Annotated in this window: 22 protein-coding genes, 1 pseudogene and 1 riboswitch; of the genes and pseudogenes, 17 read left to right on the forward strand and 6 right to left on the reverse strand. The window is 29.8% G+C overall.

Going from position 1 to position 26,137, the window contains the following annotated elements; all coding sequences use genetic code 11:
* The first annotated feature begins 32 nt into the window (after positions 1-32).
* From B3086_RS15540 to B3086_RS15570, 7 genes are all read left to right on the forward strand, one after another.
* Entirely contained in the window at positions 33-818 is a 786-nt protein-coding gene (locus B3086_RS15540) for an EFR1 family ferrodoxin (RefSeq protein WP_346847310.1), read from the forward strand.
* Between the two features lie 135 nt (positions 819-953).
* Complete coding sequence (locus B3086_RS15545) at positions 954-2,288, forward strand: hypothetical protein (RefSeq protein ID WP_346879473.1); 1,335 nt, start codon at positions 954-956, stop codon at positions 2,286-2,288.
* A 59-nt stretch (positions 2,289-2,347) separates the two neighbouring features.
* Positions 2,348-3,550 (forward strand): sodium/glutamate symporter, encoded by a 1,203-nt coding sequence (gene gltS, locus B3086_RS15550; RefSeq protein WP_346879474.1) that lies wholly within the window; start codon positions 2,348-2,350, stop codon positions 3,548-3,550.
* A gap of 488 nt (positions 3,551-4,038) precedes the next feature.
* Entirely contained in the window at positions 4,039-5,481 is a 1,443-nt protein-coding gene (locus B3086_RS15555) for an aminoacyl-histidine dipeptidase (protein WP_346893878.1), read from the forward strand.
* Positions 5,482-5,698: 217 nt separating this feature from the next.
* A complete protein-coding gene (locus B3086_RS15560) occupies positions 5,699-7,630 on the forward strand; it encodes an OPT family oligopeptide transporter (RefSeq protein ID WP_346847314.1) in 1,932 nt (643 codons plus the stop codon).
* A 165-nt stretch (positions 7,631-7,795) separates the two neighbouring features.
* Positions 7,796-8,200, forward strand: coding sequence for a PqqD family peptide modification chaperone (locus B3086_RS15565; RefSeq protein WP_346847315.1), 405 nt, complete (start codon positions 7,796-7,798; stop codon positions 8,198-8,200).
* A gap of 184 nt (positions 8,201-8,384) precedes the next feature.
* Positions 8,385-9,245, forward strand: coding sequence for an undecaprenyl-diphosphate phosphatase (locus tag B3086_RS15570; protein WP_346877242.1), 861 nt, complete (start codon positions 8,385-8,387; stop codon positions 9,243-9,245).
* A 72-nt stretch (positions 9,246-9,317) separates the two neighbouring features.
* Here the strand turns inward: B3086_RS15570 and B3086_RS15575 are convergent, their stop codons facing one another.
* The gene (locus B3086_RS15575) at positions 9,318-10,124 is read right to left on the reverse strand and encodes a TPM domain-containing protein (protein WP_346879477.1); all 807 of its coding nucleotides are present in this window, start codon (positions 10,122-10,124) and stop codon (positions 9,318-9,320) included.
* 2 nt (positions 10,125-10,126) lie between these two features.
* Positions 10,127-10,696, reverse strand: coding sequence for a LemA family protein (locus tag B3086_RS15580; protein WP_346847318.1), 570 nt, complete (start codon positions 10,694-10,696; stop codon positions 10,127-10,129).
* A gap of 681 nt (positions 10,697-11,377) precedes the next feature.
* On the opposite strand from B3086_RS15580, the gene B3086_RS15585 reads away from it, so the two are divergent.
* The 4 genes and pseudogenes from B3086_RS15585 (at position 11,378) to B3086_RS18055 (ending at position 15,135) form a co-directional block, all read left to right on the forward strand.
* On the forward strand, positions 11,378-12,883 hold the full coding sequence (locus B3086_RS15585; protein WP_346847319.1) for a carboxypeptidase M32: 1,506 nt from the start codon (positions 11,378-11,380) through the stop codon (positions 12,881-12,883).
* Positions 12,884-13,132: 249 nt separating this feature from the next.
* Positions 13,133-13,696 carry a GNAT family protein gene (locus B3086_RS15590; protein ID WP_346847320.1) on the forward strand — a complete coding sequence of 188 codons (564 nt, stop codon included), beginning with the start codon at positions 13,133-13,135 and terminating at the stop codon, positions 13,694-13,696.
* 250 nt (positions 13,697-13,946) lie between these two features.
* Positions 13,947-14,267: a rhodanese-like domain-containing protein gene (locus B3086_RS15595; RefSeq protein ID WP_346847321.1), complete on the forward strand. Its 321-nt coding sequence runs from the start codon at positions 13,947-13,949 to the stop codon at positions 14,265-14,267.
* Between the two features lie 110 nt (positions 14,268-14,377).
* A pseudogene (locus B3086_RS18055) lies at positions 14,378-15,135 on the forward strand (metalloregulator ArsR/SmtB family transcription factor).
* Positions 15,136-15,296: 161 nt separating this feature from the next.
* Here B3086_RS18055 and B3086_RS15610 read toward each other — a convergent pair.
* Positions 15,297-16,235, reverse strand: a complete 939-nt coding sequence (locus B3086_RS15610; RefSeq protein WP_346879478.1) for an AEC family transporter — start codon at positions 16,233-16,235, stop codon at positions 15,297-15,299.
* A gap of 310 nt (positions 16,236-16,545) precedes the next feature.
* On the opposite strand from B3086_RS15610, the gene B3086_RS15615 reads away from it, so the two are divergent.
* Both B3086_RS15615 and hydG read left to right on the forward strand, forming a co-directional pair.
* The gene (locus B3086_RS15615) at positions 16,546-16,791 is read left to right on the forward strand and encodes a TM1266 family iron-only hydrogenase system putative regulator (RefSeq protein WP_150845249.1); all 246 of its coding nucleotides are present in this window, start codon (positions 16,546-16,548) and stop codon (positions 16,789-16,791) included.
* A gap of 82 nt (positions 16,792-16,873) precedes the next feature.
* Positions 16,874-18,292, forward strand: a complete 1,419-nt coding sequence (gene hydG / locus B3086_RS15620) for a [FeFe] hydrogenase H-cluster radical SAM maturase HydG (protein ID WP_346877245.1) — start codon at positions 16,874-16,876, stop codon at positions 18,290-18,292.
* A 27-nt stretch (positions 18,293-18,319) separates the two neighbouring features.
* Here hydG and B3086_RS15625 read toward each other — a convergent pair whose 3' ends face one another.
* The gene (locus B3086_RS15625; protein WP_346847325.1) at positions 18,320-18,901 is read right to left on the reverse strand and encodes a 4Fe-4S binding protein; all 582 of its coding nucleotides are present in this window, start codon (positions 18,899-18,901) and stop codon (positions 18,320-18,322) included.
* Entirely contained in the window at positions 18,901-19,113 is a 213-nt protein-coding gene (locus tag B3086_RS15630) for a 4Fe-4S binding protein (RefSeq protein WP_150845245.1), read from the reverse strand. Before B3086_RS15630 ends, B3086_RS15625 begins: the two co-directional genes overlap by 1 nt.
* Positions 19,114-19,221: 108 nt before the next feature.
* Here B3086_RS15630 and B3086_RS15635 point away from each other — a divergent pair, with 108 nt between their 5' ends.
* Together B3086_RS15635 and B3086_RS15640 are read left to right on the forward strand one after the other, a co-directional pair.
* Positions 19,222-19,893, forward strand: coding sequence for a Crp/Fnr family transcriptional regulator (locus B3086_RS15635; RefSeq protein WP_346893880.1), 672 nt, complete (start codon positions 19,222-19,224; stop codon positions 19,891-19,893).
* 57 nt (positions 19,894-19,950) lie between these two features.
* The gene (locus B3086_RS15640; protein ID WP_346879479.1) at positions 19,951-23,319 is read left to right on the forward strand and encodes an AAA family ATPase; all 3,369 of its coding nucleotides are present in this window, start codon (positions 19,951-19,953) and stop codon (positions 23,317-23,319) included.
* A 121-nt stretch (positions 23,320-23,440) separates the two neighbouring features.
* Here the strand turns inward: B3086_RS15640 and B3086_RS15645 are convergent, their stop codons facing one another.
* Positions 23,441-23,953 carry a superoxide dismutase family protein gene (locus tag B3086_RS15645; protein WP_346877249.1) on the reverse strand — a complete coding sequence of 171 codons (513 nt, stop codon included), beginning with the start codon at positions 23,951-23,953 and terminating at the stop codon, positions 23,441-23,443.
* Between the two features lie 188 nt (positions 23,954-24,141).
* On the opposite strand from B3086_RS15645, the gene B3086_RS15650 reads away from it, so the two are divergent.
* Together B3086_RS15650 and B3086_RS15655 are read left to right on the forward strand one after the other, a co-directional pair.
* A complete protein-coding gene (locus B3086_RS15650; protein ID WP_346847329.1) occupies positions 24,142-24,486 on the forward strand; it encodes a hypothetical protein in 345 nt (114 codons plus the stop codon).
* An 18-nt stretch (positions 24,487-24,504) separates the two neighbouring features.
* Positions 24,505-25,677 carry a cation:proton antiporter gene (locus B3086_RS15655; RefSeq protein WP_346847330.1) on the forward strand — a complete coding sequence of 391 codons (1,173 nt, stop codon included), beginning with the start codon at positions 24,505-24,507 and terminating at the stop codon, positions 25,675-25,677.
* Between the two features lie 76 nt (positions 25,678-25,753).
* Positions 25,754-25,943, forward strand: a riboswitch (cobalamin riboswitch).
* Positions 25,944-26,137 lie beyond the last annotated feature (194 nt).

Consider the following 26,137-nt stretch of genomic DNA (forward strand, 5'->3'; position numbering starts at 1 on the left):
ATAGCAAAAAAATATATATGGAGGGTTTATTCATGATATTTTATTTTTCAGGCACAGGAAATTCTTTATACGTAGCAAAAAATTTATCCAGTAACCAAGGAGAAGAATTAATTGCAATTTCAAAGGAAATGAAACAAGATAAAGATTTTTATGAATATGACTTAAAACCAGGAGAAAAGATAATATTTGTTTATCCTATCTATGCTTGGGCATCACCAGCACCAGTAGTTAAATTCATTAGTAAATTAAAATTAAATAACTATAAGAACAATTATTTATCAGCAGTAGTAACCTGTGGCGAGAACATAGGAAATAACATGAAAATACTAGAGAAAAAGCTAGGAGCTAAGGGGTTAAAGTTAAATAGTGGATTTTCAATTGTTATGCCTAATAATTATATTATCCTTGGAAGAGCAGATGAAGATGATATTGTGAATAGTAAGATGTCTAAGGCTTTGGAGACCATTGGAGAAGTAAATAATCTTATAGGTGATAAAGTTAGGGATGTATTTAAAGTTGAAACAGGACCAATGCCTAAGGTTATGACAGCTATAGCTAATCCTATATTCAATAAGTTAGCTATAAATACTAAAAAGTTTTATGTTACAGATGATTGTATAGGATGTAAACTTTGTGAACAGGTATGCAATACTAAATGCATTAAAGTTGATAAAGTTCCTAAATGGGGAGATAACTGCTGTCAATGTTTAGCATGTATAAGTTATTGTCCTAAGGAAGCCATCCAATATGGAAAATATACAATTAATAAAAAGAAATATAAAAACCCTAAAATTCCTGTAGGTGAAATGATAATATAACAGGCAATGATTCTATATAGCTCAGTGAACTTTTAAAGACTCTCTTTAAGACTGGGACTTTACTTTTAAAACATGTATATATTTTTATAATAAAAATAATAATAAGAGTACGAAATTTAAAAGGGGAGTTCATCCATGAAAAACTTACTTAGAGTTATTTTTGTATTACTTATTTTCAATTTTATATTATATGATATAGCTTTTGCTAAGGATAGAAGTTATGTCTTAGAACTTAGAAAAGAAGATAATAAAATTGAGGTAGCAGTAGTTATAAAAGATGATGGTATTTGGGCAGTGAATATAAATAACCCTTCAGAGAAAATAATGCTTAACAAAGGGGCTTATAGAGAGCCAAATATAAGTGAAAATGGTTATGTAGCCTATAGGGATATTAAGAATAACTTATATGTAACAAAAATAGATTTTTATAAAAAAGTAGAAAATACTACTAATGTAGATGATAGTATTACTGCATATCAATGGGATAAAGATGGAAATTTAATTTATTCTAAGTCCACAGGTGGAGTATATATATTTGGAGTTAAAGATAAAACTAAAGAAATTTTCACTGGAGGAAAAGAGTTTTATACACAAATTTTATTAGGAAAAGATAACTCTTTATTTGCCACAAAGAATATTATGAAAAAAGGTAATTCGGATAATTATCCTTTTCCGCTAGGAATAGTTAAGTTAGATTTAGCAACTAAAACAGAAAAAGTAGTGATACCATATATACCTATAAGTTCCCAAAATCATGATTTAGGGTTGGATCCAAAGATGGCTACCATCTCAATTAATGGAGTTAATTTAATTGTATGGTGTAGACCTAATTCTGCATCAATGACAGCAGATGGGGTGCCTATAGGAGTTTATAATGATGAAAGTAACAAGTGTAGAGAAGTACTTAATGAAGAGATTATAGTTTTAACTTATGAGGATATGATGTCTGTATCACCAATAGATGATAACTTAGTGGCTATTATAAATGGTGCATATAGGTTTATGAATGTAGATAAAACTTTAGGAATCTTAAATTTAGAAGATGAAAGTTTTAAAAAGATCACTAAGGATGGAGAAGTAGCTATGACTCCAAGTTATTCTAGTGATGGTAGAAATATAGTTTATTCAGCCTCAACTTATAGTGAAAATCTTCAGCAATGGGAAAATTCCAACAATCAACATATATATGAAGTAAACTTAGAAAATAATGAAATTACTAAATTGACTAACTCATCTGTAGGATGGGATTTTTATCCTAACTATATTAATGATGATAGTGAATTTGTATTTATAAGAAAAGATAAAGAAAATAAATTTTCTTTAATTAAGGGAAATAGGGAGGGGAAGGAACAAGTTATTATTGATAACATTTTACACTTGGATGATAGTGCAAGTATAAACGAGTATTTTTGGTATTATGGACATTACGATATGAATAAGGTGTTTCATAATATGGAGATAACTCAATGATTTAAAAATTTAATACTTACGCACTAAGATACACATATGATGAGAGGAAAGATAAATTTATGGAATTGACATTAGACATATTTCAAACAATGGCATTAGCTTCTATGGTTTTTTATTTTGGAAAATATTTAAAAGAAAAAATATCTATATTAGAAAAGTATTGCATACCAGCACCAGTTGTAGGAGGTCTTATTTTTGCAATACTTATGCTTATATTTAGGCTGACAGGATTCATAACTATTAATTTAGATACAACTCTTCAAAATATTTTTATGACTGCATTTTTCACTAGCGTTGGATTTACGGCTAGTATTAGAATATTAAAAAAAGGTGGTATAAAAGTAGTAACATTCTTAATTATATCAGTGCTTTTAGTAATTCTACAAAATACAGTTGGAGTTGCTTTAGCAACTTTGTTTAATTTAGAACCCTTATTAGGAATTTGTACAGGCTCTATTCCTATGATAGGGGGACATGGTACAGCGGGGTCATTTGGACCTATTCTAGAAGAAATGGGAATTGCAGGTGCCACAACTGTATCCTTTGCTTCTGCGACTTTTGGACTGGTTATGGGAAGTATAATTGGAGGATTGGTTGCTAGAACATTAATTATACGTCATAAGCTTAATACTCCTATGAAGGAGGATGATGATAATACCTGTATGCCACTAGGAGATTTTAATGAAGATAATCAAGATATACTATGTCATAAAAGATTAATGTCAGGTGCATCTTGGATCTTTATAGCAATGGGAATAGGATCTATAATATCTAATTTTATTCAGGGAATTGGTTTAACTTTTCCATCTTATATTGGAGCTATGCTTGTGGCTGCAATTATAAGAAATATTTGTGATGCCACAAATATTGAGTTAGTAGAAAAAGAAATTGAAAATCTTGGAGGTATCAGCTTATCCTTCTTTTTATCTATGGCTCTTATGGGATTAAAGTTATGGGAACTTCTAGATTTAGCAATTCCTATGGTTGTTATGTTAATAGCACAAACAATTCTCATAGGTGTATTTACATATTTTGTAACCTTTAGAATTATGGGGAGAGATTATGAAGCGGCAGTTTTTGCATCTGCAAACTGCGGATTTGGAATGGGAGCTACACCTAATGCTGTAGCTAATATGGATGCACTTTCAAATAAATTTGGATTTGCACCTACCCCATATTTTGTCGTACCAATTGTAGGATGCTTATTCATAGATTTCGTAAATTCTGCAATTATTACACTATTTATAAATATAATTCATTGAAGCCATTGATCAAAGTAATTATAGAATAACGACATATTAAAATATTAGAATATAAAAGAAAAAGCAATATACTATTAAAATGTAAAGAGTATGTTGCTTTTCTTAGGTTAAAATGTATGAAATTAATTCATAAAAGATATAATAATTATGAGATTAGAAAAAGTTGTTATAAAAAGGTAGCATAAATTCTTTCTATTAACATAGGTATTATATAGAATTATATTTTAAGAAATAATAAATAATACTATTTTTATAAATACTTTTTTTAATTATATAAAATATAAAAAATTTAAATGAATTATTAAATGGGTTATAGGTAATATTTCAAAAATAATTATTTTATATATGTTGACTTTATAAATTTATAAGTATAAAATTAATATAAATTTGCAAGTCGAAGAACGTAATAAAATGTTGAAATATATATTGAAATATATATAAAGTACATATTAATTATAAAGTAAATACAAAAAAATGGAGGGATTTTTATGTCTATATTAAAAGGATTAAATCCAGAAAAGGTTCTAGGCTATTTTGAAGAATTAACTAAAATACCTCATGGTTCAGGCAATGAAAAGGTTATCAGCGATTATTTGGCTAACTTTGGTAAGGAAAGAGGATTTGTAGTAATACAAGATGATGAGTTAAATGTAATCATTAAAAAACCTGCTACTCAAGGATATGAAAATGCACCAGTAGTAACAATCCAAGGTCATATGGACATGGTTTGTGAAAAGAATAAGGATAAGGTACATGATTTTGAAAAGGATCCATTAGAGCTTAGAATCGATGGGGACTATCTTTATGCTAATGGAACAACACTAGGAGCAGATAATGGAATAGCAGTAGCTTATGGATTAGCTATTTTAGATTCAAAAGAGTTAAAACATCCTGCTATAGAACTATTTGTTACTACAGGTGAAGAGACAGGTATGTATGGAGCTATAGCAGTAGATCCTAAAAATCTTGATGGAAAAATATTATTAAACATTGACTCAGAAGAAGAAGGAATATTCCTTGTAAGCTGTGCTGGTGGAGTTACTAACTATGTAAATATAAATACTCAATGGGAAGATGCCTCTAATGAAGCTTTAAAACTAGAAGTTAAAGGTTTAAAAGGTGGACACTCTGGTATGGAAATAATAAAACAAAGAGGAAATGCTAATAAACTTATGGGAAGATTATTAAATGCTATATCAAAAGAGGTAGATTTTAATATTTCTCATATAGGTGGAGGCGCTAAAAATAATGCAATTCCTCGTGAAGCAGAAGCTACAATTACAGTAGCAGCTAAGGATGTAGAAAAAGTTAAACAAATAGCTACAAAATCATTAGAAATATTTAAAACTGAGTTAAGAATACAAGATCCAGATGTAACTGTAATAGTTGAAAAATCAGAAACTAGCAAACAATTAACTAAGGAAGTAACTGAAAAAATAGTTTCTTACTTAGTAGTAGCTCCAAATGGAATTCAAACTATGAGTGAAGATATTAAAGGGTTAGTAGAAAGTAGTATTAACTTAGGAGTTATAGAATTTAGTGAAGAAAAAGTTACCTTTGTTTCTGCAGTGAGAAGCTCTGTAAAAACATTAAAAAATGCCATTACAGATGGAATAGATGTTGTAGCAGAATTAGTTGGTGCTGAGGTTATTAATGATTCTGATTATCCAGAATGGCAGTATGAACCAAACTCACCAATAAGAGATTTATGTATAGAAACTTATAAAAATGTTACTGGTGAAGAACCAAAAATAGATGCTATCCATGCAGGACTTGAATGTGGACTTTTAAAAGAAAAAATGCCAGATGTAGATATGATTAGCTTTGGACCAAATTTATTTGATGTACACACTCCAAATGAACATATGAGTATATCATCTGTTGAAAGAGTATGGAATTTTATAAAAGCACTATTAGAAAATATTAAATAAATGCCTAAGGTAAATTTTACTTTAGATATTTAATATAAAAATAAACAATTTGATTTAGGCATCCTGAAGAGTACTAGTTAATGTGTTTATATTTTTATCAATAGTATTAATTAAAGATAAAGATATAGCTTGTAGATAAATTAAACTTTTAAACATAGTAATTAGTGGCTTTTTTAGGGTGCCTTGTTAAAGAGTTACAAAGGAGGAGAAAAAATTTATGAGCCAAGAGAAAAGAAAATTATCTCAAAGTGCTTATGGTGGATGCAAAGGTGAAGAATATGTTCCTTTTATTCCAACATCAATGGCAATGCCAGAAACAACAGGTTATTCAATTATTTTAGGTATTATTTTAGCATGCGTTTTTGCAGCAGCTAACACATATCTTGGTCTGAAAGTTGGTATGACAATATCAGCTGGTATTCCAGGTGCTATTATTGCAACTGGAGTATTAAAAGGAATGTTTAGAAGAAATAACATTTTAGAAGCAAACATGGTAGCATCTTTAGCTGCTATGGGAGAATCCATTGCCGGGGGAATTATATTTATTTTACCAGCATTAATTTTATGGGGATTAAAATTAAGTATTCTAACTGTTGTTATTGTTACAATAATTGGTGGAGTTATGGGAGTATTTTTCATTACACCCCTTAGAAGATACTTAATCGTGGAAGAACACGGAAATTTAGTTTATCCAGAAGGTATGGCTGCAGCTGAAGTTCTTGTAACTGGTAGTGAAGGTGGACAAGGATTCAAAACAGTCATGACTGGTCTTGGAGTAGGAGCTGGATATAAACTTTTCTCAGGTGGATTTGCACTTTGGGGAGAGCAAGCTACTTATGTTATTAAAAGTTATCAAGGTACAATGATGGGATTTGACACTTTAGCATCACTTCTTGGTGTTGGATTTATAGTTGGTACTAGAGCATCATTACTTATGTTTGGTGGTTCTGTTATAGCTTGGTTTGCACTTATACCATTAATCAAATTCTTAGGAGTTGGACTAGCAGAGCCTTTATTCCCAGCTACTAAAATTATAGCTGAAATGAGTGCTAACGAAATCTGGGCTAACTATATTAAATATATAGGTGCTGGAGCTGTTGCAATGGGAGGATTTATTTCTCTTGCTAAGTCTATTCCTACTATTATCACAAGTTTTAAACAAGCTATGGGTGGAATAGGTGCAGGTAAAAATGATAAAGTAAGTAGAATTGATTTAGAAGCACCTCTTACTTGGGTTATTCTAGCAGCTGCTTTTGGATTTGCATTAACTTGGTTATTACCAATGGTTAATGGTGGATTTGTAGGTGGAATCATGGCAGTTTTATTCAGCTTCTTCTTTGCTGTTGTTTCAGCTAGAATGGTTGGTATAATTGGAGCATCAAACAACCCAGTTTCTGGTATGACTATAGCTACAATGTTATTTGTAACTACTGTAATTAAATTAACTGGTGGAGTAAGCCAAGAGTATATGACTAAAGCAGTACTAATAGGTGGAGTTGTTTGTGTCGCTATAGCAGTAGCTGGTGGAGCAGCACAAAGTTTAAAAACTACATTTATTATAGGTGGTACTCCTAAAAAGGTTCAAATAGGAATGTTTATTGCACTTTCAGTAGCAGGAGTTTTTGCAGCACTTGTAATTAACATGTTAAATACTGCTTATGGAATAGGTTCTGCAGATGTAGCAGCGCCTCAAGCTACACTTATGAAAATGATAGTTGAAGGTATTATGACAGCTCAATTGCCATGGACACTAATAATAATTGGTGCTGCAATTGCATTATTCTGTGAATTAGCTGGAATAGCAGTATTACCAGTAGCTCTAGGTATATACCTTCCAATAACTTTAAATGCTGCTATCTTAGTTGGTGGAATAATCAGAGAAATCGTTGAGAGAAAATTTGCTAAGGATCAAGATAGAAGAGGAGAAGTTGTTGAAAAAGGAACTCTTCTTGCATCAGGTTTAGTTGCAGGAGATGCATTGATGGGTATAGTAGTAGCTGGATTAGTAGCTGCTAATGTAAATATAGCATTCGGTAAGAATTTCTTAACAGGAATAACTCAAAGTAATCTATTTGCTTGTGTAATGTTCTTATTACTAGGATTATGGATTTACATGTTCTCTTGTAAAAAAGACAAAGCCGTTAAATAGTAAATCATAAAACAACTTAAAATCGCTTTGCCACAGGTAAAGTCTATCTGTGGACAAGCGATTTTAATAATTGGTAACAAATTAATTTATATAATAAAGAATAATAAAATGAATTAAAGAATATCTTATATTTAATAGTTATAAATAAGTTAGGAGGAATTTTTCATGAAAAATAAGAAAAAGCAAGAAGAAATAGAAAAACAAGCTCAAGATACAAAGCATAATTTTGCCCTTTATGTACCTGAAATTAAACAACAAAATTGGGAAGAAAAAGATGGTAAAGTTGTTATCCATATAAAAGTTACTGATCCAGTTAAAAAGTTTCTAGCTTGGATGGTTAAAAGAACTCCTGAAACTAAATTAGAACTAGATGAGAGATGTTCTACAGTATGGAAGTATATAGATGGAAATAGAACTGTTTATGATATTGCAAAGCTCATGGCAGAAATTTATAAAGAAAATGTAGATGGAGAGCTATATAGATTAGTAACTTATTTAAAATACATATCTAAAAGAGGATGGATAAAGTTTAAAGAATATGATAAAGAAGTTGAAATTAAATATACATAATATTTAATTAACATAAAATTTAAAATTACAAGACCTGTGTAAATACAAGGTTTATAGGTGTTAGAGAGGACAACCTTACATCATTGAAAGATATATGTAAGGTTATCCTCTTGTTCTATTTATACATGTAAGGTAAACTATATGTATGTCAAAAATGGGTACAAGTAGCAAGGAGTGAAAATTAGTGGGTTTAGATTTGATATTTATATTAAAGGCAATAATTATTGCAATAGTAGAAGGGTTAACAGAGTTTATTCCAGTTTCATCTACAGGACATATGATATTAGTTGGTAATGCTATTAACTTCCGTGGTGAGTTTGCTGATATGTTTCAGGTAGTTATTCAACTAGGGGCCATACTTGCAGTAGTGGTATTATATTGGAATAAGATTAAGGATAGTGTAATAGAATTTTTTAAATTCATATTCACATTTGGTAAGAAGGGTCAAACTGGATTTAAATTTGGAATTAATGTATTGATTGGATGTATTCCAATGGGAATAGTAGGAGTAATTTTTTATAAGCAAATTAAAAGTTTATTTAATCTTCAATCAGTAATTGTTGGATTATTAGTAGGAGGATTTTTACTACTTATAGTGGAAAACTTCTTTAGAAAGAGAAAAAGTAAAGCTGTTAAAAACATAGATGATATAACACCTATGCAGGCATTAAAGGTAGGAATATTCCAAGTTCTTGCTGTATGGCCAGGAATGTCAAGAAGTGCATCTACCATAATGGGAGGTTGGGTTGCAGGGCTCTCCACTCCAGTAGCAGCAGAATTCTCATTTTTCCTAGCAGTACCTGCAATGGTAGGATCATCAGCTAAAGATTTATTTGAATTTAACTATTCTATTATGACTCCAACCTTATGGGTTGCATTAATAGTTGGGTTTATTGTTGCCTTTGTTGTATCAATAATAGTTATGGACAAATTTGTTACTTTCTTAAAGAAAAAGCCTATGAGAGTATTTGCTATATACAGAGTAGCAGTAGGAGTACTACTTGCTGTGTTAGTATTTACAAAGGTTATTACCTTAGTAGCTTAAATTAAATGATAACTTTAATAAAAAAAGAGAACAAATTCATTGAAAAAATGAACTTGTTCTCTTTTTTTATAACTACCAACTACCAGATGATCCACCGCCACCGGAAGAACCTCCACCGAAGCCGCCAAAGCCGCCGCCACCGGAAGAACCACCGCCGCCGAAGCCACCAAAGCCACCGCCACCTCTAGGACCTCTTCCACCTCTACTAGTCCAAAACAACATTCGTAGTAATCTACCCCTATTGAAGATGGAATCTATAAATACAATGATGATGATAGCTATAAATATAAATATATTAAAACCATCATTATCCTCATAATCTTCTTCACTAGGCATTGTCACATTCAAAGACTTATCTAAGGTGACACCGTATTCTTTACTAGCATAATCACATAAAACACTATAACTATTTAGAATTCCTTCACTATAATTTCCACTTTTAAAACTTGGTTTTGCGATGGAAGTCATAACTCTACTTGAAAGTGCATCAGGTATTGCACCTTCAAGACCTCTTCCTACCTCTACTCTCCACTCCCTGTCATCTATGGCTACAAGAATTAAAAGACCATTATCTTTGCCTTTTTCACCTATTCCCCAGGTTCTAAAGAGACTATTGCTATAATCTTCAATTGGAGTATTGTTTAGGGTGTTCATTACAACAACTACAGCTTGAGCACCTGTTTTATCCTCAAGCTCCTTACCTAGAGAAACAATTTTATTGGCATCTTCATTATCTATAATACCTACATAGTCATTTAGATATTTATATACAGTTGGACTAGGATAAGTATCCTGTGCTAATGCACTAAAAGAAGAGAGTAGTAGTATAACAATAAGCAAAGAAAGACAGTGTTTTAAAAATTTAATTGCACTCTTCATCTTTATTTAGAAAAGTCTACAGAAGGGACTTCTGCAGCACCTGCACTTGCTTTATAAAATGGTTTCTCGTCAAATCCAAATAATGAAGCAATTATGTTGGTAGGAAATCTTAAGATTTTAGTATTATAATTTGTTACTACATTGTTATAATCTTGTCTAGCAATGGCAATTCTATTTTCTGTTCCTTCTAATTGCACTGATAAATCTAAGAAATTTTGATTAGATTTTAAGTCAGGATAATTTTCAACCACTACTAACAATCTAGAAAGAGCGTTAGATAGTTCAGTATCTGCAGCTGCTTGGTCAGAGATATTTGTAGCTCCTGCAAGTTTAGCCCTAGCATCAGCTATTTCCGTAAATATTTCCTTTTCTTGAGTTGCATATCCTTTTACTGTATTAACTAGGTTAGGGATTAAATCTGATCTTCTTTGAAGCTGAGTATCAATATTTGATTCCGCTGCACTAACTCCTTGTTTAAGAGTTACAAGATTATTGTAATTTCCAACTAAAAATACAGCAATAATAATCACAATAATTATTATAGGAAGGAAAACCTTCATACCTTTTTTCATAATTTATTCTCCTTTCAATCTTTGATTTAGTATATGTTTTAATTTCACATATTATATATGAATTAATCTTATTATTAACAAGATTAATTAGAAACATAAAGTAATGAGTTATAAATTAAAACCATTGCTTTACATTATATTCATTATAATCAAGAAAATTTACAAAATCAATGTAAATAAGAAAATCCTGTGATTTACACAGGGTTTTCTTATTTGAGGGGTTAATTTTTAGCTTCATTTATAATCGGGGGATTATTTATGAAGTACTTTTTACTTAATACTTAGGGGTTCCACTTTTAATATTACTAAAAAGTAATATTAAAAGTGGAGATACTTATTCCAGGGTGTAACTTATTTGCTTTAAATATTAGGAAATTAATTATCTCTTATATAATCTTGGGGAATTACTTACGAAATATTTATTATCTCCTGTTGATATTTATAATAAGGGTATATTGTGACATCTGTGTGACAAAATTATGATTAGATTATAAATAATTTTAGAAGGAAATTAATGTGATTAAAAATTAGGTGTATAAATTGAATAAAGTTTTTTAATGAAATAAGTAGCATAAAGCAATAATATATAAATTTAATAAATAACTATGGAATTATATTGAAAATAAAGATATAATTAGTACAACGAAAATTATGTAATACAAGTTATAAGGAGTGGGGAGAATGGAGATTATTAATGAAAAATTAAATGAAGTAAAGGAGCATATTAAAAACGTAACTTATTTAATTCATGCAGAAAGCTTAATACATTGGGATATGCAAACAGGAATACCATCTAAAGCTATAGATGGAAGAATTGAAGTAGTGGGATATCTATATTCAGAGTGTATAAAACTTATGACTTCTCCAAGAATAGGGGAATGGATAGAGTATTTCTCAGATAAAATGGACAAATTATCTTTCAGGGATAAAAAGATTATAGAAAATTTAAAAAGAAACTATGATGAACTTATAAAGATACCACCTGAAAGAAATAAAGAGTATCAAATGTTATGTTCAACATCAGAAGCATTTTGGAAACAAGCTAAGGCTAACAATGATTATGAAGGCTTTAAGCCATATCTAGCAAAGATAATAGAGTTTAATAAGGAATTTGCTGAATATATAGGATATGAAGGAAATATATATAATAAGTGCTTAGATGATTATGAAAGAGGATTGACTGTAGATAGGGTAGATAAAGTATTTAAAGAGCTTAGGGATGGTATAGTGGAGCTTTTAGAGAAGATTAAAGCCTCTAAGGTAAGTATAGACGAGTCCTTCTTTAAAAAGCAATTTCCTATCAAAGATCAAGATGAATTTGGTAAATTTGTTTTAGAAAAATTAGGATATGATTTTGAGGCAGGAAGACTAGATACTACTGTTCACCCATTTACAACTAACTTCGGAAATAAAGATGTTAGAATAACAACTAATTATGATGAACATGATTTTAGAAGTGCTTTCTTTAGCAATATTCATGAAGGTGGACATGGTATTTATGAGCAAAACTCAGCAGATGATTTAGAATATACAGGTATTTCAGGTGGAACTTCTATGGGTGTACATGAATCACAATCTAGATACTATGAAAATATTCTAGGAAGAAGTAAGGAATTTTGGGCTTATTTTTATCCAGAGGCTCAAAAGAGATTCCCTCAATTTGAAGGAGTTAATTTAGAAGATTTCTATAAAGCTATAAATAAGGTAGAACCTTCTTTAATTAGAACAGAAGCAGATGAATTAACTTACAGTATTCATATTATAATTAGATATGAGTTAGAAAGAGCTTTCATGAATAATGAAATCACAGTAGAAGAGTTGCCAGCTGCTTGGAATAAAAAATACAAGGAATATTTAGGTGTAGAGCCTAAAAATGATTCAGAAGGAATTCTTCAAGATACTCATTGGGGTGCAGGTTTAATTGGATATTTCCCAAGCTATGCTCTTGGTAATGTATATGGAGCCCAATTTTTAAATAAAATGAGACAAGATATACCTACCTATGACGAAGAAGTTAAAAATGGTAATTTTGCAGTGATAAAAGATTGGTTAAGAGAAAACATACATCAGTTTGGATCTCTTTATACTCCATCGGAGCTTATTGTAAAAGTAACAGGAGAAGAGTTAAATCCTAAATATTTCTTAGAGTACCTAAATAAAAAATACGGAGAAATCTACGAAATATAAGTGACACTCCAAATTTTATATTTGGTCAGTGGAACTTACTCATTCGAACGCATGTGAGAAGGAGTTTCTTCGAGAGCGAAGCGAAAGGTTGCTTTAGCAACATCACTCCAAATTTTATATTTGGTCAGTGGAACTTAAGTGAGACTCTAAATCTATGATTTAGTTAGTTGAACTTACTCATTCGAATATATATGAGAAGGAGTTTCCATAAAATACAATAGATTTAGCATGCATAAAAGAAAGTGAGATATGATGAAATTTTTAAAGAAATTAGTTGGAGATAAATGTTATCTTTCTCCAGTGGATGATATACTAGCAGATAAGGTAGCTCAATGGAGTAATGACTTGAGGGTTTCCTTAAGAACTGGAGATATATCAGATATGATAACAGTTGATGCTCAAAGAGAGTATTTAAATAGTATGAATGAGAGAGGATATGCCTTCTATATAGTTGACTCTAAAAACGACGAGGCTATAGGGGTCATAAGGCTTATGAGAATAAGCCACATACACAGAAATGCTGTTCTTGGAATGTTTATTGGAGATTCGAATCATAGAAATAAAGGTATAGGAACAGAAGCAACAAAGCTAATATTGGATTTTGCTTTTAATGTGATAAATCTTAGAAACATAATGATAGAGACTTTTTCTTTTAATGAAAGGGCCATTAACTTATGCAAGAAGATTGGCTTTAAAGAGATAGGAAGAAGAAGAAACTCTATTATATATGGAAATAATGAGTTTGATGAAGTCTTCATGGATATATTGAATACTGATTTTCATGAATCAATTATATGTGAAGCGCTAAAATAGAAAGAAGACAATATATAACATTAGGCTGTTAAAAAATAAGAGCTATAAACTTTCAGTTTTATAGTTCTTATTTTTTTATTACATTTTATATGAAAATTAGTTAAATCTAAATTTAGTGACTGCAAAATCCATCTGACCATTAATAATAAACAATAAGTGATTAACTCACATAAATAAAATATTAAAAAGGGTAAAATATATGTATAATAAAAAGCAGATTTTGAGTTATCATATATAGGGAGGCATTACAATGTTTAACTTTTTAAAAAGGGATAATGGAAAAGTAATAAGTATTAATGATATAGATAGTTTGTTAGGTAAGATTAATTTAATTGATGTTAGAGAAATATATGAATATAGAAATGGAAGTTTAAAAACAGCTAGAAATATTCCAATGGGAAATCTTTTAAACAATCCAGATAGATATCTTAAAAAAGAAGATGAATATTACCTTATGTGTCAAACAGGTTCGAGAAGCTCACTTGCTTGTAGGAGACTGACTAAAAAAGGGTTTAATGTGATTAATGTTAGAGGTGGTATTGGAGCATATAAAGGGGCTAAAAGAAAATAACTTTAATTATTGTATAGAATATTTTAATTTGTAGTTGATATAATCACTTAAGAGTAATATAATTTAATTAAGTTAATGCTTAATTAAATTATATTATAAAAGGAGTATATATGATAGAAAGTGTAAAAGTTTTTAAAGCTATTGGTGATGAGACAAGGATAAAAATACTAATATTATTATCTAAGAAGAATATTTGTGCAAAGGCAATAGCTAAGCATTTACAAATTTCTGAAGCTGCAGTATCACAACACATTAAAATTCTTAAGGAAGTAGATTTAATTGTAGGTTACAAAAGAGGATATCATGTAATCTATGACTTAAATAAGAAAGTTTTAGAAAAAGCTATAGAATTTATTAATGTATTAATTACTGATGACATATGCTCAATAGATGATAAGTTTAATGTAAGTTTAGAGAGCTTTCATGCTTTACAATGTGAAAAAAATTGTAAGGTGGTAAAGAAATGCTGTAAAGAGAGATTAAAGGAGGAAGAGTAATGAAGGTTTGTTTTCCAGTTAAATCTAATAAAGGTATGGAGAGTGTACCATATGGACACTTTGGAACAGCTCCAATGTTTGTAGTATGTAATTTAGAAACTAATGAGGTTAAGACTATAGGAAATGGTGATTTAGGTCATCAGCATGGTATGTGTCAACCAATGAAAGCATTATCAGGAGAAGTAGTAGATGCTGTGGTTGTAGGTGGTATTGGTCAAGGGGCTATAGTTAAGTTAAACTCCCAAGGAATAAAGGTATATAGAGCAGCAGAAGGAACTATAAATACAAACTTAGAGAAGCTTAAAAATGGTGAGTTGTCAGAATTCGCTATGAATCATACTTGTAATCATGATGGATGTGACCATCATTAAAATATAATTAAGAATTGAAAGAACTGTATGAAAATAGANNTCTATTTTCATACAGTTCTTTTAATAATGGCTCTGTTGAAAACTATAGTGATAGAATATACAATCTATAACATGTTGACGGATTATTTTTACATAGTCCAACTATATATTTAATCTATCCCCTAAATTAAACTAAACTGTTTTAATGTGAATATCCACAGGAATACTGTAAGTATACAAAAGGCTGAAGTAAATACTACTATTTGGGCAGCTAATTCACTATCACCATCCATTTTTTGAGCCATAGTGAAGGAAGAAATAGCAGTAGGGGATGCAAAGATAAGCATTAACGCTATAAGTTCTATATCTCTAAAACCTAACCATATACTTATAGGCATAAGAATACTAGGAACTACAATAAGTCTACCAGTTACACCTATAATAGTTTGTTTCAAGTGAGCTTTTACATCGGTGAAAGAAAAGGAACCACCAAGTAAAATAAGGGAAAGAGGTGTAGCAATTCGTGATATATCACTTATGGATTTTTCAATAGCTGTTGGAAGTTTTATTCCAAAGATAAGAAATAATAGTCCAATTGCTGATGTTATAATTAAAGGATTAGTAATAATTCCTTTTAGAGTATTTTTAATATCTAGCTTTCCGCATCTAAAAATTTCTAAGGATATCACTGCTAACATATTAAAAAAAGGAACAACAGTGGCTATTAGTATAGCTACAACACCAACTTTGTCTTCACTAAATAGGGAACATGCTACAGGTAGACCAAATATTATAAAGTTGCTACGAAATATACCTTGTATCAAAACACCACGTTTTTTATTATCCTTTTCAATAAGGGGAATGAGAATGCATAGTACTATAAAGGTAAGGGTAACACTTATAAGTGCAAAGCAAATAAGTTTCGGATTTATAGCTCCTTTTAAATCTGTTTTATATATATTATAAAATAACAATAGAGGCAAAAAAGCCTTAAAGGTGATACTATTCATAACCTTTAGAGTATTGTCATCAAACATTTTCAATCGCTTTAATATATATCCTAAAGCCATGGTAAGAAACAGTGGTAAAACTACATTAATTGATAAAATCAAATTTCCCATAATTAATATCCTTTCTAGTATTTTGTTAATCTATTTCTCATATTTTATATGGTTGTCCCAATTAATTGTATACAAAGTTAAAGTGTTTTTCAATGTATAAGTAATAATTGATAATATTTGTAATAGGTGTTAAAATAAAAATGTAGTCTTACTCTAAGGAAGTATCCAAGGAGGAAGAGTAATAGATTTAAATCGTTCTGAATTACATGAGGGTTAGCCCAAATGATAAGGCGGTGTCATAGGATAGCGATATACTATCTCTGCTCTCTATTGGGACGCAGAGAGTATTTTTTTGAGGGGAGCTTAAGCTTTGGAAACAAGAATCGCATTGATTGGAATTATAGTAGAGGATACTACAGCTACAGAAAAATTAAATAATATTTTACATGACTATGGACAATATATTGTTGGGAGAATGGGGGTACCATATCGCGACAAGGAGGTGTGTGTTATCAGCGTAATTATAGATGCAACTAATGATATTATTAGTTCATTATCTGGTAAGTTGGGTATGCTCGATGGTATTACTGTAAAAACGATCTATTCAAAGAAGTAGAGTAAATATATAAAATCAGAACGAATTAGGTATATATTAGAATAAAGCACTTAAAATCTTATTAAGAAAGAAGAGTAGATGTATGTATAATGTAAAATCTAAGGTAGCAACTGAATTTATTGAAGATGGAGAAATATTATCAACCCTTGAATATGCTAAGAAAAATAAAAATAATAAAGAGTTAATAAATAGTATTATAGAGAAGGCTAGAGAATGTAAAGGTTTAAACCACCAAGAAGCAGCAGTACTATTAGAATGTGATTTAGAAGAAGAAAATAAAAAGATAGAAGAGCTAGCTATGGAGATAAAGAATAAATTTTATGGTAATCGTATAGTTATGTTTGCTCCATTATACCTTTCTAATTACTGTGTTAATGGATGTATATACTGTCCGTATCACCATGGAAACAAACATATAGCTAGAAAGAAACTTACTCAAGAAGAGATTAAAAAGGAAGTAATTGCATTACAGGATCTTGGACATAAAAGACTTGCACTAGAAACAGGTGAAGATCCTATAAATTCTCCTATAGAATATGTATTAGAAAGTATAAAGACTATATATAGCATAAAACATAAAAATGGTGCTATAAGAAGAGTAAATGTAAATATTGCTGCTACTACTGTTGAGAATTATAGAAAATTAAAAGAAGCTGGAATAGGAACATATATATTATTCCAAGAAACTTATAATAAAAAATTATATGAAGAATTACATCCAACAGGACCAAAGCATGATTATAATTATCACACTGAAGCTATGGATAGAGCTATGGAGGGTGGTATAGATGACGTTGGTATAGGAGTTTTATTTGGATTAAACATGTATAAGTATGATTTTGTTGGATTACTTATGCATGCAGAGCATTTAGAAGCATCCATGGGAGTAGGACCACATACTATCAGTGTACCTAGAATTTGTCCTGCTGATGAAGTAAATCCAGAAGATTTTACTAATGGAATTTCTGATGATATATTTGCAAAGATTGTTGCAATCTTACGTATTTCAGTACCTTATACAGGAATTATTGTATCTACAAGGGAATCTCAAAAATCTAGAGAAAGAGTGCTTCATCTTGGAGTTTCTCAAATTAGTGGAGCTTCATGTACAAGTGTTGGAGGATATGCTCAGAAGGAAAAAGAAGAAGAAAATTCAGCACAATTTGATATCAGTGATACAAGAACTCTAGATGAAATTGTAAATTGGTTACTTGGCATGGGATATATTCCTAGTTTTTGTACTGCTTGTTATCGTGAAGGTAGAACAGGAGACAGATTTATGCAGTTAGTAAAATCAGGTCAAATTTCTAACTGTTGTTTACCTAACGCCCTAATGACTTTAAAAGAGTATCTAGAGGATTATGCATCTGAAGATACAAAAGCTAAAGGCGAAGAAGTCATAAAAAATGAAGCTATGAAAATTCCTAATCCTAAAGTTAAGGGTATTGTAGAGGAACACCTAAAAGAACTTAATGAAGGAAAACGTGATTTTAGATTCTAGATATAATAAAAATAGAGGGTTAGCCCTCTATTTTTTCATATCTTTAATTATACAAATTCCTTGAGTCATGGTACCCATTGGACAATAAACACACCAAGAACGTGGTTTATAAAGGGCCATGGTAATTATACCTAGGAAAGTTGAAGTTAACATTAAGCTATAGAAGCCAAAACTAAATTGAACTATCCAAGGAGAAACATAGGATAAATCTGTGAAGTTCCAAGGTAATTTAAAGGTCCAAAGTATAGTAAGAACTTCTTTTAGAGTATTTGTCCCTTGGAAAACTAAATATGTGTTAAATACCATACTAATGAACATAGTTAAAAAGAAAATTAAAAATCCGTATCTAAAATATTTAGATTTTAAAAATTTAGGCATAGGCTTATTTCTTGATAATTTTAATTTATTACCTAATAAATCTAATAGTTGTCCTCTACCACAATATTTATTGCAATAGCCTTTATTTCCTTTAACTATTGAAATTAATAAAGGTACGATAAAGCAAATTAACCCTAGCCAAGCAAAGAGTATATTAAATAACCCTAAAATTAAATATAGGGATGATAATATCCAAAGATATTCATAAAGATGCTTTTTCTTCCTTTTCATTAGTTGCCTCCTAGTTGTTTAATTTCTATAGTAGATGCAGGGCAAGCTTTAACACATTTTCCACATCCAACACATTTATCATAATCAACCTTTGAAAAAATACCCTTGTTAATAGCAATGGCTCCAAGGGGACAGACTTTTTCACAAGCACCACAGGCTACACAGTAGCTAGTATCCACATAAGCCTTCCTTTTAACAATTTTCTTTTCCATAAATTTATATCCTCCTGTTTTATAAATGTTGTAGTAAGCATATTATAACTGTATAATTAAAAGAAAATATGTGATATAGTCACACAAGCAATTTTTTAGGAGGATAATATGTTAAATAGTTTAGATGTATTTAATAAAAGACTTGAAGCTTTGTATGATGCTTATCCTGTATTAAAAAAAATAGATGATAGCCATGAAATTATAAGAAAAAATGTAATTTTTAAAAGTTTATTAAGTGAGGAGTATTTAAAAACAGATAGTGGAAACTGCATAGGTATGTTATTTGTTATAAGTGGAATTATAAAGGTTCAAAAAGTAACAGAAGAGGGAAATGAAACTAATTTATACAATGTAGAGCGTGGTGAGCTATGTCATGAAGCATTAAGCTGCTTTGTAAATTGTCAATCACTAAATATAGAAGGCATAGCCATGCAAGACTCTTTAATTGCTATTTTACCATCAGATATAGTGAAAGCCTATTTATTAAGTGATTTTAGATTTATGCAAGTTATATATAAAGATTTATATTCAAAATTTAGAGGGGTTATAGAAAACAAAGAAGCTAGAATTCATGAATCTTTAGAAAGTAGATTGGTTAAATTATTACTTAGTAAGAATACTAAAATAATTTATACAACCCATGGGGAACTTGCTTTTGAATTAGATTCTTCAAGAGAAGTAATAAGCAGAAAGCTTAAGGAACTAGAGAAAAAAGGATATTTATTAATATCAAGAGGTAAAATTCAATTACTAAAAGATTTAGAAGAACTATATAATTAGTAAAGAAATTATAATACAAAGATAACAACATAAACAAAAGAAAGGGTGAAGTTATATATGAAAGACAAAAGTTTAAGTAATGGTTTTTTAAATATAGTAAAAAAAATGAATAATGAAATAATAGGGCAAGGAGAATTCATTCATAAATTGTGCAATTATTTTAAAGAAAAGTTTGAAGAAGATAAGAAGGGCATATTACTTTTAGCTGGTAAACGAGGAACTTTTAAAAAAGCTAGTGTAAGGTTATTATTTGAAAAACTTAATGAGGAAGGAATAACTGAAGATTATCATATAGATGAAATAGATTTAGCTTCTTACAGTTTTAATTTAGGATATAATGCTTTTTTAAGTGACTTATATGAAAAACTAAATAGTAGTTCACAGGTAATAATGTTTAAAAATACTGAAAAAGCTTCAGAAAATATTTTAAATGTGTTATCAGAAATATATCCTAATACTTGTTTAAAGTTAAAAGATAACTACATTATGAAAAATAAGTTTCTTATTGAAGCAAAGATTAAGGATATAGACAATATAGGAGAATTTATCTGTCATAATAAGTTTTTCATATTTATTTATAATAGTGATGATAATGTAATAGGAGATGGAATTTTAGATAATAGGGAAGAGGTATTATATACTGAAAGCCTTACAGAAGAGGAACAAAATAAAGTAATTAGAAGAGAAGTGTTAAGGTCAATAGATGGTATACAAAAGCATATGCAAGGAAATATAGTTCTTGGAATAGAGAATAAAGATGAAGAGGAAGATAACTTTGGAATTTGTAGTTTCTTACAAGAAAACTTCATAGAAGATAGCAATTTTGGAATCAGTGAATATATATCCTATAAAATTTACAAACCAATTATGAACCTAATACAAAAAGAAGGACTTTATAATGAAAGTCAGATTTTAATATATGTAGATAAGAATGAGATATATTGCAAATCAGATGATGAAATATACAAGTTAGAAAACTATCTAGTACCTACCCTTGAAGAAGTAAAATATAAATTGGATTCTATAATAGGTATAGAGGAACTTAAGAATTTTATAATAAATGTTGAAAATAATTGGAAGGTACAAAAAATAAGAAAAAGACTTGGACTAAAAACTTCAAAGATATCTATGAATATGATATTTACGGGAAATGCAGGCACAGGAAAGACTAATGCAGCTAGGGTTACCTTTGAATATTTAAACGCCTTAGGTATATTATCTAAAGGTGTATTTGTAGAGGTGAGTAAAGCAGATTTCGTTACAGAGAACATTAATGATACAGCTAAGAGAACAAATGATATAATTAGTTCCGCCTTAGGAGGAGTACTATTTATAGATGAAGCATATTCCTTATGTGAAAGTGAAGAAGATAAGGTAGGTAAGGAAATAGTAGATGCATTACTTAAGGGCATTGAGGACAATAGAGATAATTTAATAGTCATATTAGCTGGTTATGAAAAGGATATGGAAAGATTTTTAACTATAAATCAAGGTCTAAAATCTAGATTTTCAAATACTATACACTTTAAAGATTACAATCCAGTAGAAATGTATGAAATAGCAGTTAACATAGCTAAATCTAAGGGGTATAGAATAACCAAAAATGTAAAAGCAGGGTTAATAGATTTATTTACAAGAAACCAAATTACAGGCAAAAATGATTTAGGTAATGCTAGGTTTGTAAGAAACATAGTGGAAAATGCAATAATTGATGCTTCTAAAAAGTATCTAACTAATAGTGATAAGGAAATTGATTTATTAGATAGAGATAACTTTAACTTTAGAGCAAATGCAAAGTTTGATTTAGAAGAAAAATTAAATGAAATAATAGGACTTGATGACGTTAAAAAACTATTAAGAAGTCAATATAAGCTTATAGTTGCTCAAGAAAAAAGGAAGTCTGTTGGAGTAAATACTAAGATAGAGCAAAATTTAAATATGGTATTTACAGGTAATCCAGGTACAGGTAAAACAAGCATAGCAAGATTAGTAGCTGAAATGCTAAATAGTATGGGACTATTAAAGGTAGGCCAACTAGTAGAAACTGATAGATCAAGTTTTGTATCAGAAATTCCAGGGGAAACCCCAAAGAAAACAGAAGAGAAGTTTAAAGAAGCTTTAGGTGGAGTATTATTTATTGATGAAGCATATACCCTTGCCAATGATTCATTAGGAATTGAAGCCATAGAGACTCTGTTAAAGTTAATTGAAGATTATTCTAAAGAAGTAATAGTGATATTAGCTGGGTATGAAGAAGAAATGGAAGAATTCTTCGATGTAAACATTGGATTAAGGTCAAGATTTCCATTATGGACTAATTTTGCAGACTATAATCCCAATGAACTTTTTGAGATGGCTGTAAAGCTTGTTGAAGCAAAGGGGTTTAAGTTATCTAAGAATGGATACATAGCTTTAAAGAAAAGCTTTGTTGAAATCTACAATAACTCAGATGCACAATCAGGAAATGGAAGGATGGTTAGAAATTATGTGGAAAAACTAATCAGAAATCAAAGCATAAGAATTGTAGAAGAGGATATCAGTGTCTATGAGATGAACCTTATAACTGCTAAGGATGTAGAAAATATAAATGTTATTGAAGATGATAATATCTTTAATCTAGATAGTAGATTAGAGCTATTAGTTGGTAATGAGGATGCAAAGGAATTTTTGAAAAATCAATATAAGCTTTTAAAAGTTAGAGAAAGAAGAAAGAAATTAGGATTAGGCTCAGATATCAATAGATATATGAATATAATATTTACAGGGGAAAATGGAACAGGGAAGAAAACTGTAGCTAATATTCTCTCAGAAATGTATTATAGTATGGGAATAGTTAAAGCCAAAAACATTGTAGAAATGGATAAATATGAATTCATGGCAATGATTAATAAGGGAATAAAAATTGAAGATATATTTAGTAAATTTTCAGGGAAAATGCTATTTCTAAATAGGGTAGACCTTCTCCTAGAGGAACAGCAATATAATAAAATAGTATCAGATTTCATTAAATTCTTAGATAAAAATAATAAGGTTATATTAATCCTTTCAGGAGAAAAAGAAGGGATGAAAAAACTAGTATTATCTAATCCAGCCTTTAACTATAGATTTCCAACTTGGTTTGATTTTGAAGATTATGATTATATGGGACTATGTAATATAGCATTAAGTATATTAAGTAAAAAGGGATATTCTTTATCGAAGGATGCAGAAGAGGAAATTAATAAAACTATAATAGACATATACGGTAATCCAAATTTAGTAATAAAAAATGGATTAATGATAAAACAGTATTTAGATAATCTTATAAGAACTCAGAGTATTAGAATATGTGATGAAGAATTTAGTAGAGATAGTATAAATTTTATAACCTTAGATGATATTATAAACAGTAAGAAAGAATTTTTAAAAAGAAATATTGTAAAGTAGTAAAATAAAGTAGTAAAGAACTATATCAAGATATGTTTTGATATAGTTCTTTACTTTAGTATAAAATTTATAAGCTTGATATATAGAATTTGTATTAACAATTAATAAGTATTAACAGTATCTAAGTAGGCATTATTATTCCACAAGCTAATCGTTTCCCAGAATTACCAGCAGGTTGACTAGTAAAGTCATCAGCATTTTCATGGATTATGATAGCTTTTCCAACAATATCTTTTATAGAAAATCTGCTTAAATAAACATCCATTGCAGCAATACCATTTGATGACATTAGTGGTGGAAGATCTCCATAATGATAAGGGTGAGGTTCATTTGTTGGATTCCAATGTCCACCAGTAGTTTTAAAAGGATCACTTGGATCACCTATATTACAACTTTCAAACTCATGAATATGAAATCCATGGAAAAGTGAAGGTTTTCCTTCAGAGTTGTATCTTGGAATACCAGTAATATATACTCTAAGAATTATCCCATCATCTAAACAGCAAAATAATGCTCTGCCACGTAGTTCAGGAGCTAAAGGTCCACCTTCAATTACTGCATAAGCTGTTGGTTCAGGCATACCATGATTCATAATTATATCGTTAATACTAAATTTATCATTAGCCATTCTCATATTAATACACTCCATTTTATTGATACAATATAATTTATAATATGTTGTAGTAAGTTGGTATGTGAACGCAAAATATAAATATTTTATGCACTTTGTTAAATTTAGTTTAATTAAATAAAATTTATGTAAATTTGATTTTAATCAACCGAAAATATATAATAGATATATAAGGAAGAGGAGGGATATAAATGGAAGTTCTTATATTTGTATTAAATGACCCAAGAGATTTAGAGGAAATAATGGTTGAATTCACTAACATAGGTATAAGTGGGTCTACAATTATTGATACTGTAGGGATGGCTAATATTTTATCTAGTTGTGAAGATGCAAGTATGTTTTCTTCACTTCAATTGTTATTAAACAAAGGAAGGTCATCTAATAAAACAGTATTTACCGTTTTAAAGAAAGAAAGAATAGAACAAGCACTAGAAATTATTAACAAAGTAACTGGAGGATTAAATGGTCCAGGTAATGGAATAGCATTTACAATTCCGGTTAATAGAGTAATTGGAGGTAGCTTTCAACAAAAATAGGAGGGACTGAAGTTAAAGATGAATTGGTTATATGTACTAGGGATAGTAATACTTGCAGGTATATTTTTAGGATTACTAGTAAGTTATATTAAACTACCAAAGGTAACAGGATACTTAGTAGCAGGGATAATAATAGGACCTTTTGTTTTAAAGATTGTACCTACTGAAGCTATCCATGGATTAACAGTTATTTCAGAGGCAGCCTTAGGGTTTATTGCTTATAGTATAGGTAGTTCTCTTAATTTTAAGGATTTAAAGAAAATTGGTTCTGGAATTATAATTATAGCTTTATTTGAAGCACTTATGGCAGTAGTAGTTGTAACTTTAGTTATGATAACAGTATTTAAGCAACCATTAGCTTTTAGTTTATCTTTAGGCGCAATAGCTTCAGCAACAGCACCTGCAGCTACAATTATGGTTCTAAAGCAATATAGAGCTAAGGGACCCTTAGTAAATACTCTTATACCAGTAGTTGCTATAGATGATGCCATTGCAGTTATAGCCTTTGGAATAGCTTTATCTATTGCAAAAGCTTTAACAAATGGTACAGGAGCTTTGACAGTGATGTCAATAATGAATCCTTTTATAGAGATTATAGGATCTGCTGTTTTAGGAATAATACTAGGATTTGTGTTAGCATTTATTAATAGGTTATCTAACAGTAGAGAGCAAACTATGAGCATGGCTATAGGTGTAATTTTATTAGCTATAGGCCTAGCTAACAAATTACATTTGTCTGGATTATTAACTTGTATGGTTATGGGTGGAACCATTAGTAACATTACCGATGGTAAAACTAAATTACTTACTGTATTAGATGAATTTACTAATCCAATATTTATAGCATTCTTTACCATATCAGGATTAGAACTAGATATGTCAGTTTTGAAGACTGTAGGTATAATTGGAGCTGGCTATGTAATAGCTAGAGTTATTGGTAAAGTTTTAGGAGCTTATTTAGGAGCTAAGATAGCTAAATCAGAACCTATAGTTCAAAAATACTTAGGATTAACTTTAGTACCACAGGCAGGAGTAGCTATTGGACTAGCACTTATAGTTCAAAATGAATTACCAGCTTATGGTACCCAAATTAGAACTATAATATTGGCAGGAACTGTTATATATGAGTTAATAGGCCCACTATGTACTAAAATTGCAATATTTAAAGCAGGTGAAGCAAATAAAGCTTAATAATAAATATGGTTCATGTATAACATCATTGATTTGGCTTTAAATTCACTATAAACAATGATATAATGAATGTATAAAATTAAATATATTTTATGGTTTTAAAGTTTATTCTTTAAATTAAAAGGGAAGTTGGTGAAAATCCAACACGAACCCGTCACTGTAACAAGGAGTGTATTCTAGATAAGCCACTGTTAACTTAGTTAATGGGAAGGTTAGAATACATGTTGATATGAAGTCAGGAGACCTGCCATAGGATATAGACCAAAAAACCCACGGGGAAACTGGGAGGTGTCTAACATGAAAGATGTATTTAGTGCTTTTCATAAGAGAAACTACTTTTGTAAATCTTTTAATTGTTATACTAGACATCCCGTATAGGATGTCTTTTTTCATGTATAAAAACATAAGTTTATATACATGAAATGCAGGGGAGTGATTAATCTTAAGGTCATTAATAATA

This window comes from Clostridium sp. UBA871 (assembly GCF_002295255.1).
In the GTDB taxonomy this organism is placed as follows: domain Bacteria; phylum Bacillota; class Clostridia; order Clostridiales; family Clostridiaceae; genus Clostridium_J; species Clostridium_J sulfidigenes.